The sequence below is a fragment of the Devosia sp. Micro-HW1 genome (genome assembly GCF_056341075.1).
On record NZ_CP094375.1, the window covers coordinates 1,107,838 to 1,120,062 of the forward strand.

The window sequence follows — 12,225 nt, forward strand, 5'->3', positions numbered from 1 at the left end:
GCGAGTGCACCCATTAGGAAAATCGGGGCTTTTTAGCTTGGCGGCAGGACGTGTGTCCAGCACAAGAAACGTCCAAAGCTCGGGCGCGCAGGGAGTTGCCACACCCGCGCTCTCCCCCGCAACAGAGGGGCAAGCGAAAGACCGAGACGCTGGTGTTCATCGTCTCCCTCCCCCTTGTGGGGAGGATCAAGGGTGGGGGTGCCAAGGGCAAAAAGCACAGCATCCATGACACCGTCGAGGTTACGCATGACTTCAGAATTAGGGATTCGTAGAATCCGGAAACCGTCTGCCGCGATTCTCCGGTCCCTGCACCGATCATACTCTTGAGCGCTAGGGACGAAGTGGGGCTCGCCGTCGACCTCTATGACCAGCTTTGCCGAGTGACATAGAAAGTCCGCACAATACGGACCGATCTGAACCTGTCGTCGGAAATGGTGACGGGGGCGCAACTGGCGAAGCGCCACCCAAAGCTTTGCCTCGGGGATCGGCATGGCCCTTCGCAACTCGCGTGAACGTTGAATACTCATGAATTACCCCCACCCTCAATCCCTCCCCACAAGGGGGAGGGAGGCGATGAACACGCAATTCCGAAGCATAGTTACAAAAACCCCCGCCGGAGCGGGGGTGAGTGCATGGGATCGCGGAGGAACTATTCGTCGCTGCCGCTATCGTCGTCTTCGCCACCGGCCACCAGCAGGACTTCGCCCAGCAGGCCCGAGCTTTCGCGCACGCCCTGCTCGATAGTGGCGGCGATTTCAGGATTGTCCTTGAGGAACTGGCGCGAATTCTCGCGGCCCTGCCCCAGGCGCTGGCTATCCCAGGAGAACCAGGCGCCCGACTTCTCGACAATGCCGGACTTGACGCCGAGATCGAGCAGCTCGCCGGTCTTGGAAATGCCCTCGCCATACATGATGTCGAACTCGACCTGGCGGAACGGGGGCGCCAGCTTGTTCTTGACCACCTTCACGCGGGTCTGGTTGCCAACGATCTCTTCGCGGTCCTTGAGCGCACCGATGCGGCGGATGTCCAGGCGCACCGAGGCGTAGAATTTCAGCGCATTGCCGCCCGTCGTCGTTTCCGGCGAGCCATACATGACGCCGATCTTCATGCGGATCTGGTTGATGAAGATGACCAGGCACTTGGACTTGGAAATCGAACCGGTCAGCTTGCGCATGGCCTGGCTCATGAGGCGCGCCTGCTGGCCCGGCAGGCTGTCGCCCATTTCGCCTTCAAGTTCGGCGCGCGGGGTGAGCGCAGCGACCGAGTCGACCACCAGCACGTCGATGGCGCCAGAGCGTACCAGCGTATCGGTGATTTCGAGGGCCTGCTCACCGGCATCCGGCTGGGAGATCAAGAGGTCATCGACATTGACGCCGAGCTTGCGGGCATAGACGGGATCAAGAGCGTGTTCGGCGTCGACAAAGGCGCAGATGCCGCCCTTGCGCTGGGCTTCTGCGATGACATGCAGCGCCAGCGTGGTCTTGCCCGAGGATTCAGGCCCGAAGATTTCGACGATACGACCCTTGGGCAGGCCGCCAATGCCGAGCGCAATGTCGAGGCCCAGCGAGCCGGTGGAAATGGCCTCGACCTCGATCGCGGCATTCTCGCCAAGGCGCATGATCGAGCCCTTGCCGAAATTCCTCTCGATCTGGCTCAGCGCGGCTGCAAGAGCCTTGTCCTTGTCCATCGATCCACCTTCAACAACGCGAAGCGGCGAAGCTGCCATAATGCTGTCTCCTTATTTCACGCTCTCGAAGGCGGTGCAACGAGAGGCGGCCAATGCCTGATGTGTTTGTTCCGTGCTTTATTTGTTCTCATTTTGTTTCATATCCGTCAAGGGACAAAATGAGAACAAAGCCACATACAGGGAAGACAGTGCTCGTTCCCGGGAATAGGGCGATTCTGGTCGCCCCGTCAGCCAGAAGTAAAAAGTATGATTTTTGACTGGACAGGTGGCCCCGGGCCAAGTTTTATGCGGCGAATTTCATCCCTGAGGACTGCCCCATGCACCTGATCCAGTTTCTTGACGACACGGGAAGCCGCGCCGTCGGCGTCACGCGCGACGGCCAGACCCACCGCGTCAATGGCGTGGGATCGGTCTATGAGCTGGTGCAGTCCGCGCTGGCGGCCAAGACTGGCCTTGCCGCCACCATCGAGGCGCGGGGGTTGGGCGAGGCCATCGACAAGGCGGCAATCGCCCGCGACGGGCGCCTGCTGACCCCGATCGACCATCCCGATCCAGCCCATCTGCATGTCACCGGCACCGGCCTCACCCATCTGGGGTCCGCGGCCACGCGCGATTCCATGCACAAGAAGAACGACAAGCCGGCCGAAGACCTGACGGACAGCATGAAGATGTTCCGCATGGGCCTCGAGAACGGCAAGCCCAAGGCCGGCGAAAAGGGCGTGCAGCCCGAATGGTTCTACAAGGGCAATGGCCATATCGTTGCCAATCCCGGCAAGCCCATCCCCTCGCCGTCCTTTGCGCTCGACGCTGGCGAGGAGCCGGAAATTGCCGGCATCTATGTGATCGACCAGAACGGCCAGCCGCGCCGGCTCGGTTTTGCGCTCGGCAACGAATTTTCCGATCACGTCACCGAGCGGATCAACTATCTCTACCTGGCTCACTCGAAGCTGCGCGCCTGTTCCTTCGGGCCGGAACTGCGCGTCGGCGACCTGCCCCGCCATATCGAAGGCAAGTCGCGCATCATCCGCGATGGCGCCGTGCTGTGGGAAAAGCCGTTCCTATCGGGCGAGGACAATATGAGCCACACCATCGCCAATCTCGAATACCACCACTTCAAGTATGACTTGTTCTGCCAGCCGGGCGACGTGCATGTGCACATGTTCGGCACCGCGACCCTGAGCTTTGCCGACGGAATCTCCACCAGGCAGGGCGACACGTTCGAAATCGAGGAGAGCCAGTTCGGCCTGCCGCTGCGCAATCCTGTGCAGGTCGAAGCCGATAAGCCGGTGGTGATTTCGGGACTATATTGATGCCGGGGCTCTCCCCTGCGCCATTCCGCCCTCGGGTTTGACCCGAGGGCCGTTCGCATTACGGCAGGGGGCCTTGCCTTCGTGGCACCCGAACTGGCCCTCGGATCAAGTCCGAGGGCGGCACGGTGTGAGCTGGAGCGACCGGCCTTTACTCTCCGCAACTAACATGTCAGTTATCCGCCAGCGATTTGGGAGGATGGCATGGCGGCGCGTACGTTCGAGAAGCGGCGGGTTGGGCAGACCAGTCTTGAGGTCACAACGCTCGGCCTTGGCGGCGCGACGCTCGCAGGGAGCTGGCGGCCGGTTCCGCCCGAGCAGGCGCGCGCAACAGTGCTCCATGCCATCGACAACGGCATCACCTATGTCGACACTGCGCCCCATTATGGCTTTGGCCGCTCCGAGCATTTCGTGGGCGACGCCCTGCGCGAGCGTCCCGGCAAGGCGGTGCTGTCTACCAAGGTAGGGCGGCTGATGAAGGCGGTGCGCGGCCCCTATGCGCATGGCACAGAATTCGTAGAGCCCTTCCCCTTCGAGCGGATCTACGACTATTCCTATGACGGCTTCATGCGATCCTACGAGGACAGCCTGCAACGGCTGGGCCTCAATCGGATCGACATCCTCTATGTCCATGACATCGGCGCCGGCACGCATGGCGTTGAGGGCAACAAGCCCTATTGGGAGCAGTTCACCAAGGGCGGCGGCTACAGGGCGCTGCGCGAATTGCGCGAGGGCGGCGCGGTCCAGGCCATCGGGCTCGGTGTCAATGAATGGCAGGTGCTGATGGACGCCTTCGCTATTGGCGACTGGGACGTCTTCATGCTGGCCGGCCGCTATACCCTGCTCGAGCAGACTTCGCTGACCCCGTTCCTGTCCACCTGTATCGAGCGCGGCGCCTCTGTGGTGGCGGCGGGCCCCTTCAATTCCGGCATTCTCGCTGGCGGTGAAACCTTCGACTACAAGAAGGCGCCCGAGGCGATTGTGACCCGCGTGCGCGCCATCGAGGCCGTTTGCAAGTCGTTCAACGTCCCCCTGCCCGCGGCCGCCCTGCAATTCCCGCTGACCCATGCAGCCATCTGCAACGTCACGGCAGGCCCCCGCTCGCCTGAGGAACTCGACGGCATACTCGAGTGGTGGGACACGAAGATCCCCGACGCGCTGTGGACCACCCTGGCCGATGAAGGCCTGCTCGCGCCCGGCACGCCGATCCCCGGCGGAACCGCTTGACCCCACCGACGATCCAGCTATATAAATAACTATATGGTTTTGTAACTGGATCGTTTTCATGGAAGACAGCGCGCGGCTCGACGCGACGTTTCAGGCCCTGTCAGACCCTACGCGGCGCGCCATTCTCGCGCGGCTGGCACGGGAGGGCGACGTGACGGTCATGGACCTGGCCGAGCCCTTCGCCATGAGCCAGCCGGCCATTTCCAAGCATTTGAAGGTGCTCGAGAAAGCCGGGCTGGTGTCGCGCGGCCGCGACGCACAGAAGCGGCCCGTGCATCTGGAAGCGGCACCACTGGCCGAGGCGACCGGCTGGCTGATTGAATATAGAAAATACTGGTCGGCGCAGTTCGGCCGGCTCGATGGCCTGCTGGACGAACTGCAGGCGCTCGAGGCGATGGCGGGAAAAAACTAGGAGACGACCATGCTGGGTGATCCGCTTTCGGTTTCAACACCATCAGAAACCCAGATCGTCATAACAAGGGGTTTTATCGCCCCGCCGCACCTGGTCTATGCCTGCTATACCCAGCCCAGCCTGATCCGTCGCTGGCTGACAGGGCCCGATGGCTGGACCATGCCGGTCTGCACCTATGATGCACGCGCGGGCGGCGCCTACCGATTCGAATGGCAGGGTCCGGGTGGCGAACAATCTCTGGCCCTGTCGGGCGACATCACCCAGATCGATGCCATCCGCTACATCGACAGCTCCGAATTGTTCGACGACAATGTCATGGGACCGGCCTATCGCTCGGAACTGCTGTTCGAGCTGGAAGGTCGCGGCACCAAGCTGGTCAACACGCTGACCTACACCTCCCTCGCCCATCGCGACATGGTCGCCGCGACCGGCATGGCCGATGGCATGGAGATGAGCTTTTCGAGCCTGGATCAGTTGTTGGCGGCGGAACAGGGGTAGACCCTGCACACTGCCGCGCAGTACGTCACCACCGGGCTTGTCCCGTTGGTCCTCGCGATTTCGCAAACAGATGGATTGCCGGGACAAGCCCGGCAATGACGATGGAGGCTGGCTATCAGCGACGAAGGTCCACCTCGCCGATGTCACCCCGGTTGTGGGAGACCGCCGCCCGCACTCATCAATTCAAGTCCAGCGCATAAGCCTTTAGAAATTCAAGCGGAACCAGGTCGAGCACGCGCTGGTTCGTCGAGCGCAGATAGACCCGCGGCGCCTTGCCGGCATTGTGGGCCTGGGCCCAGCGCGCGGCGACGAGACACCAGCGGTTGCCGGCCACGAGGCCCGGAAAGTTGTATTGCGGCATGGGCGTAGACAGGTCATTGCCGACGCTAACCGAGTAGGCGAGGAAGTCGTCGCTGACCTCGATGCAGACCAGATGCACCGCCGCGCCTTCAGGCCCCGCCGCACAGTAGCCGGAGCGGAAATAGCCGGTCAGCGGATCATCGGAACAGGATAGCAGCGGCTCGCCCAGGACATTGAGCTCGTTCGGGCCTTCGATGCGGGGGACGGCGGTCATGGCTACTCTCAACTGATGGGATGAAGACACCCCCACCCTTGATCCCTCCCCACCAAGGGGAGGGAGACGATGAACACAGGGACCTCGGCCCTGCGCCTCCCTCCCCTTGATGGGGAGGGACCGAGGGTGGGGTGACGACGCCCCCTATCCCTCGGGAAAGAGTAAAGCCCTACTCCGTCTTGTCCATTCGGCGCAGCACTTCCTTGACCTTGGAATTGATCTGGTCGAGCGAATAGGGCTTGGGCAGGAAGTCGACGCTCTGGTCGTCCTCGATGTCGCGGCGCACGCTTTCCTCGGCATAGCCGGAGACGAAGATGATCTTGAGATTCGGCATCTTGTCGCGGATGACCTTGAGCATGGTCGGGCCGTCCATTTCCGGCATGACCACGTCCGAGATGATGAGATCGACCTCGTAGTCGAGATCCTCCAGCACTTCGAGCGCTTCCTCGCCGCCATCGGCCTCGAACACTTCATAGCCGGTCGCCTTGAGGGCGCGGGCAGAGAAGGCGCGGACACTTTCCTCATCCTCCACGAGGAGGATGCGTTCATGACCGGTCAGGTCCTTGGCCGGTGCCGCCGCGACCGCGGCCTTGGCAGCCGCTTCCTCGGCGGTGGGAACGTAGCGCGGCAGGAAGATCTTGAACGTCGTTCCGACGCCCACGGTCGAGACCGGATAGATGAAGCCCTCGGTCTGCTTGACGATGCCATAGACCGTCGAAAGCCCGAGACCCGTGCCCTTGCCCAGTTCCTTGGTGGTGAAGAAGGGCTCGAAAATCTTCGAAAGGACTTCCGGGCTCATGCCCGTTCCGGTGTCCTCCACATCGATGAGCACATAGTCGGCCGGCAGCATGCCTTCAAATCTGAGGGCCGCCACTTCGGCCTCGGTGACGTTCGACGTGCGAATGGCAATCGAGCCGCCATTGGGCATGGCGTCGCGCGCATTGACGACGAGATTGATGATGACCTGTTCGAGCTGGACCACGTCGGCGCGAACCGGCCAGATATTGCGGCCATGCTCGACCGAGAGATGGTTCTTGTCGCCGATCATGCGCTTCAAAAGCACGGTGAGGTCGTCGACGATCAGCGGCAGTTCCAGCACCTGCGGGCGCAGGGTCTGACGGCGCGAGAAGGCCAGGAGCTGGCGGGTGAGGCCTGCCGCGCGATTGGCGTTCTGCTTGATCTGCATCAACTCGTTGAAGCTCGGGTCGCCCGGCTTGTGCTTGAGCAGCAGGAGATCGGAGAAACCGATGATGGCGGTGAGCAGATTGTTGAAATCATGCGCCACGCCGCCTGCCAGCTGGCCGACGGCCTGCATCTTCTGGCTCTGGGCAAATTGCGCCTCGAGCTTGCGCTGGTCGGTCATGTCGAGAGCGTAGACATTCACCTGCTCGGGCGAGCCCGCGCTGACCTCGGAAGCAGAGATATAAAGGCGCACGGCATGATCGCCCTCGACGCTGAGCAGCGCGTCGACCGGCTCGACTTCCGTCCGCTGGGCGGTGGCATCGCTGAGCGCCCGCGCCAGCTTTTCGCGGCTCGCTTCGCCCACGAGATCGCGCAGCGGCTGCAATTCGAGGCTCTTGTCCTCGCCGGACCAGTGGAAGATGCGGCCGAACGGGGCATTGGTGCGCACGATCCGGCCTTCGCCATCGAGCGTGGCAATGGCAAAGGGCGTGTCGTTGAAGAAGCGCGAGAAGCGCACTTCGGCAGCGCGCAGCTCCTCCTCGGTATCCGGAGCGCTCGACATGTCGAGCACCAGCGTTCGCGTCTCGCCCAGTTCGCCATCGGCCAGGCGCGCCGCGCGATGCAGCAGTCGCACCGGCAGGGCGGTGCCGTTGCGGCGCACGAGATCAATATCGATGATCTCCGTGCGGATTTCGCCATCACCCCTGCCCCGCATCAACAGCGAGGCGCCATCGCCGCGCACAATGTCCGACAGGGCGAGCTGCCCGGCATTGAACTCGGCCAGGTCATAGCCGAGCCAATCGGCCAGGGTGGAGTTGAGATACTGGATGCGGCCCTGCGCATCGGCCGAGAAGAAGCCTGAGGGCGAATGGTCGAGATAGTCGATGGCGCGCTGCAGGTCGCGGAAGGCGGTCTCGTTGTTTTCGCGGTCGCGGGTAATGTCCTCGACCGACCAGGCAACCAGCGGCTTGCGCGCATCTTCGGTCTGCGGCAGCGGCCGCACCGAAACGCGATACCAGAAAACGCGGCTCGCTTCGGACTGCGACCCACCCAGGCCGCCCGGCACGCGAATATCCTCGATGGCACTGCGCCCATCGCGGGCTGCGCGCGACAGGCGGTAAATCGCTTCGCCGGCATCGGCATAGCCCGAGAACAGGCGGGGGACGCCCACGGGCACGCCATTGGTCAAAGCACCAGGGAAAGTCCCGTAATGGCCGTTCACATAGGTGATCTTGCCTTCGCGGTCCGCGACGACGGCGCCAAAAGGCAGGCTGTCGACCACAGCATGGCTGAGCGTACGCCGATCCTCGCTGGTGGCGAAACGGAAGAGCCCGGCCGCCAGGCCAAACAGGAAAAACACGCCGGCCACGGCCAGAACGCCGACAAAGGTCATCACCAGTTCAGGCGGAATCCGGTCCCCGAACAGCGAAAACACCACGGCAACGGCGACCAGGATGATGCCAAGGACAAGCACGCGCCACAGCCCGGCGCCGCCGCGACCCGAATCCAGAACCGGATCGGGATAGTTGTCCTCGCCGAGCGGCGTCGATGCCATGGTGTTCTGCTCCAGCGCCAAACAAGGCCGTCCCGAATCGGGACATCAGGAATGGTCTAGCAAATGGACCGGTTCCATGGGAGACCGAAGCGGCTTTTTGCCGTGGATGAGGCGTTCTTGCCAATAACGCCGCACCGCCCTCGGGCTTGACCCGAGGGCCAACTGAAACCGGCGATGGCGATGGAACGGTCACCGTACCAGTTGCGTCGCGAGTGGCCCTCGGGTCAAGCCCGAGGGCGGAACAGTGGTGTTTATTGTTCAGTGCCTATCCCTAGGCACTCGGCCTCCAGCCACCGCCCGGCCGCTTGAGGCCCATGACGAAGCCGATGACCTCGGCCACCGCCTTGAAATGTTCGCCCGGAATGGTCTCGTCTATGTCCACTGCGGCGAAGAGGGCGCGCGCCAAGGGCGGATTTTCAACGATCGGCACGTCATTGTCCTTGGCCAGCTCGCGGATGCGGAAGGCCACCGCGTCCGCGCCCTTGGCCACGCATTTGGGCGCAGCCATGGACTTGTCGTATTTGAGCGCCACGGCGAAGTGGGTCGGGTTGGTGATGACGACTGTCGCATCGGGCACCGCCGCCATCATGCGCTTGCGCGACCGCTCCTGACGCAACTGCCGCAGGCGCCCCTTCACATGCGGGTCACCTTCCATCTGCTTGTATTCTTCGCGCGTCTCCTGGACAGTCATCATCTGCCGTTTCCACCATTTCTGGCGCATATAGAAGAAGTCGGCGGCAGCGATGGCTGTGACCACGGCCAGCACGGCGATGAAGATCTTGATGCCGATCTCCTGGAAATCCAGGAGGATCATGATCGGATCGGCGGTCATCATCGTGTCGAGCCGGTCACGCTCGGGCCAGCTCACCGCCACCACGACCGCACCCACGACCATAATCTTGATCAGACCCTTGCCGAAATTGACCAGGGCATCCGACGAGAACAGACGCTTGAACCCGCCGATGGGCGACACTTTGGAAAACTTCGGCGTAATCGGCTCGACCGACCAGACAGGCTTATGCTGGATCAGGTTCGCCAGCACGCCGCAGACCATCAGCACCAGCAGCGGGATCGTCGCGACCCCGATCAGCGAGAAGGCCAGTCCGTTGAAGAAAACGGAAAAGCCCGAACCTTCGATGTCGTACTGGTCCGCATTGGCAAAGATGAGCGTCAGGGACCGGCTCATTTCCACGCTCGCCCAGGGCGAGAGCATGGCAAAGACGATGGCCGACCCCAGCAGCATGAACCAGGTGGTCACTTCCTGGCTTTTGGCGACGTCGCCTTTCTTGTGGGCGTCATCGAGCTTCTTTTGGGAAGGATCTTCTGTTTTGGAGTCTTGTTCCGGTGCTTCATCAGACATGGGCTAGCCTCGCCACATCGCCAGATGGCTTTCGAACGCGGTCAGATACCAGCCCATCATCATGGTGAGCAGGATCGCAAACAGCAGCAGGCCCACGATGATATTGGCCGGCATGAGCACGAAATAGACCTGCAATTGCGGCATCAGGCGCGCCAGGATGCCTGCCCCGAGATTGAACACCAGCCCAAAGACGATGAAAGGCGCCGACATCTGCACCCCCACGGAAAAGGCGCCCGCCACTGCCCGCACTGCCAGTTGCATCGCATCCTCGAACATCAACGGATCGGTCGGCGAGAAAACCATGTAGCTGTCATAGATCGCTGCCAGCGCCACATGGTGCAGGTTGGTGGCAAAGATCAGCGTGATTCCGAGGAATGAGAGAAAGCTGGAAAACACGACGCCTTGTACGCCCGCCTGGGTCGGATCGGCGGCAAGCGCGCCGGACAGACCGACCTGAAAGGCGATGATGGTTCCTGCAACCGACGTAGCCATCACGGTGATGCGGATGATGGCTCCGATAATGAGCCCGACGGCCAGTTCATGGAAGATCAGCCCGACCATGCCGGCGAGGTCGGACGGCATGGCCGGCATGATCTCGCTCAGCAGTGGATAGACAACCATCGTAAAGGCCAGCGCAAAGCCAAGGCGCATGCGCACGGGGATGGTCTGCTCGCCCAAGGCCGGCATCAACATCAGCATGGCGCCGATGCGCATGAATAGGATGAGATAGGTGAAGGCAACGGCGGGCAGCCAGTCGAGGCTGAGCGTCACCGTCAGCCTCCCACGATGATCATGTCGATGACGCGGTCCATATAGCCCGCCATCGTGGCGCCCAGAAACGGAAGGGTGAGGATCATAGTGACGAAGATGGCAATGATCTTGGGCACGAAGACCAGGGTCATTTCCTGAATCTGCGTCAGGGCCTGGAAAAGTGCGATGACGACGCCAACCAGCAGCCCGACCAGCATCATCGGCATGGAGACGATGATAAGGGTCCAGATGCCCTGGGTAGCGATGTCGAGCACTTCTGCGCCGGTCATGGGTCGCCCTTCGATTCGGTGCCAGTCTATCAGACCGCGTTGCCCACCATCACCTCCGGGCCGTCCTCCGGCTCGACCCGAGGGCCATTATCAACACACATCGCATCGCGCGTGGCCCTCATGTCAGGCCCGAGGGCGGCACCGCGCAGTGCCGAGCATCTATCAGATCGGCATCCGCATGATTTCCTCGTAGGCGGAGATCACGCGGTCGCGGATGGTCACCATGCTTTCGATGGCCATTTCGGTTTCGGACAGCGCCGTGACCATGTCGACGACATTGGCCTTGCCGCTGACCATATCCATGGCCATCTGGTTTGCCGCATTACCCTGGTCCACGACGCCCTGGACATTCTGCGCCAGGATGTCGGCGAAGCTGCCGCCGGCGGACGGCGCGCTCGCGGTGAGGTCGGCCTGCGGCTTGGCCGCCTGATTGATGAGGCGGCTGGCATTACCGTAGGCAGTGGCAGCGGCGTTGAATGGCGTATTGATGGCCATGGCGGCGACCTTTCAGGAACAATCAGCCGCGCAGGATGTCGAGCGTACGCCCGAGCATCTGGCGGGTCACGGTGACCACGTTGAGATTGGCTTCGTAGCTGCGCTGGGCCTCGCGCATGTCCACGGTTTCAATCAGCGTGTTGACGTTGGGATATTGCACATAGCCGCTCTCGTCGGCGGCCGGATGGCCGGGCTCGAAGCGCGAGGTGAACGGGCTCTGGTCGTAGGCAAGCCGCCCCACCTCGACCACCCGCCCGCCCACTGCGGCATCGAAGGTGGTCTGGAAGGTGGGGATGCGGCGGCGATAGGGCTCGTCGCCCGGCGCGTTGCCGGCAGAGTCGGCATTTGCGATGTTTTCCGCAATGACCCGCATGCGTGCGGTCTGGGCATGCAGGCCCGTGGCAGCGATGCGGAGCGAGGAATTGAAGTCCATGATTTACTCCTTAGGCGTTCTTGCCCATCGCCACGCGCAGGATGCGGATGGATTTCTGGTAGAGGGAGGTCGCGGCCTGGTAGTCCATCATGTTGGTCGTGACCTTCATCATCTCGTCTTCGAGCGTGATGCCGTTGCCCTCGGGCGTAATCTCGAAATTGGCCATGCGCTGGGCACTGAATGCCCCCTCGCCCGATGAGGCGGAGAAATGCATGGGCTGGGTAACGGTGGTGACGACGGCCGAGGACGATGCCATCATCCCCATGCGGTCGTTGAAGTCGTATTGCTTGAGATCGCGGCCACGATAGCCGGGCGTCTCGGCATTGGCGACGTTTTCAGCCAGCAGGCCCTGGCGGGTCTGGTGCCATCGCATCTTGTCGGTCAATGCCGAGAAGACGGGCATATCCATAAGGCCCATGGGCCGATCTCCGGAAACGTCTCTATTGGGCAATTCT

General features: G+C 62.2%; 14 protein-coding genes. 4 read left to right on the top strand and 10 right to left on the bottom strand.

Annotated features, from left to right (window positions below; all coding sequences use genetic code 11):
- Positions 1-32 precede the first annotated feature (32 nt).
- Complete coding sequence (locus MQW79_RS05120; protein WP_476587214.1) at positions 33-527, bottom strand: endonuclease domain-containing protein; 495 nt, start codon at positions 525-527, stop codon at positions 33-35.
- Positions 528-649: 122 nt separating this feature from the next.
- Positions 650-1,726 (bottom strand): recombinase RecA, encoded by a 1,077-nt coding sequence (gene recA / locus MQW79_RS05125; RefSeq protein WP_476587215.1) that lies wholly within the window; start codon positions 1,724-1,726, stop codon positions 650-652.
- A 278-nt stretch (positions 1,727-2,004) separates the two neighbouring features.
- On the opposite strand from recA, the gene araD1 reads away from it, so the two are divergent.
- The 4 genes from araD1 to MQW79_RS05145 all read left to right on the top strand — a co-directional run bounded on the left by araD1 (position 2,005) and on the right by MQW79_RS05145 (position 5,131).
- Positions 2,005-2,997, top strand: a complete 993-nt coding sequence (gene araD1, locus MQW79_RS05130; protein WP_476587216.1) for an AraD1 family protein — start codon at positions 2,005-2,007, stop codon at positions 2,995-2,997.
- A gap of 201 nt (positions 2,998-3,198) precedes the next feature.
- A complete protein-coding gene (locus MQW79_RS05135; protein ID WP_476587217.1) occupies positions 3,199-4,221 on the top strand; it encodes an aldo/keto reductase in 1,023 nt (340 codons plus the stop codon).
- Positions 4,222-4,279: 58 nt separating this feature from the next.
- Positions 4,280-4,633 (top strand): ArsR/SmtB family transcription factor, encoded by a 354-nt coding sequence (locus MQW79_RS05140; RefSeq protein ID WP_476587218.1) that lies wholly within the window; start codon positions 4,280-4,282, stop codon positions 4,631-4,633.
- A 9-nt stretch (positions 4,634-4,642) separates the two neighbouring features.
- Complete coding sequence (locus MQW79_RS05145; RefSeq protein ID WP_476587219.1) at positions 4,643-5,131, top strand: SRPBCC domain-containing protein; 489 nt, start codon at positions 4,643-4,645, stop codon at positions 5,129-5,131.
- 178 nt (positions 5,132-5,309) lie between these two features.
- Here the strand turns inward: MQW79_RS05145 and MQW79_RS05150 are convergent, their stop codons facing one another.
- The 8 genes from MQW79_RS05150 to flgB all read right to left on the bottom strand — a co-directional run bounded on the left by MQW79_RS05150 (position 5,310) and on the right by flgB (position 12,188).
- A complete protein-coding gene (locus tag MQW79_RS05150) occupies positions 5,310-5,705 on the bottom strand; it encodes a DUF2237 family protein (RefSeq protein WP_476587220.1) in 396 nt (131 codons plus the stop codon).
- 169 nt (positions 5,706-5,874) lie between these two features.
- Positions 5,875-8,442, bottom strand: coding sequence for a cell cycle histidine kinase CckA (gene cckA / locus MQW79_RS05155; RefSeq protein WP_476587221.1), 2,568 nt, complete (start codon positions 8,440-8,442; stop codon positions 5,875-5,877).
- A 271-nt stretch (positions 8,443-8,713) separates the two neighbouring features.
- Positions 8,714-9,802 (bottom strand): flagellar biosynthesis protein FlhB, encoded by a 1,089-nt coding sequence (flhB, locus tag MQW79_RS05160; protein WP_476587222.1) that lies wholly within the window; start codon positions 9,800-9,802, stop codon positions 8,714-8,716.
- 3 nt (positions 9,803-9,805) lie between these two features.
- On the bottom strand, positions 9,806-10,573 hold the full coding sequence (gene fliR / locus MQW79_RS05165) for a flagellar biosynthetic protein FliR (RefSeq protein ID WP_476587223.1): 768 nt from the start codon (positions 10,571-10,573) through the stop codon (positions 9,806-9,808).
- A 2-nt stretch (positions 10,574-10,575) separates the two neighbouring features.
- The gene (gene fliQ, locus MQW79_RS05170) at positions 10,576-10,842 is read right to left on the bottom strand and encodes a flagellar biosynthesis protein FliQ (RefSeq protein ID WP_476587224.1); all 267 of its coding nucleotides are present in this window, start codon (positions 10,840-10,842) and stop codon (positions 10,576-10,578) included.
- Between the two features lie 162 nt (positions 10,843-11,004).
- A complete protein-coding gene (fliE, locus tag MQW79_RS05175; protein ID WP_476587225.1) occupies positions 11,005-11,337 on the bottom strand; it encodes a flagellar hook-basal body complex protein FliE in 333 nt (110 codons plus the stop codon).
- 22 nt (positions 11,338-11,359) lie between these two features.
- Positions 11,360-11,770, bottom strand: a complete 411-nt coding sequence (gene flgC, locus MQW79_RS05180) for a flagellar basal body rod protein FlgC (protein ID WP_476587226.1) — start codon at positions 11,768-11,770, stop codon at positions 11,360-11,362.
- Positions 11,771-11,780: 10 nt separating this feature from the next.
- Positions 11,781-12,188, bottom strand: a complete 408-nt coding sequence (gene flgB / locus MQW79_RS05185) for a flagellar basal body rod protein FlgB (RefSeq protein WP_476587228.1) — start codon at positions 12,186-12,188, stop codon at positions 11,781-11,783.
- Positions 12,189-12,225: the final 37 nt, after the last annotated feature.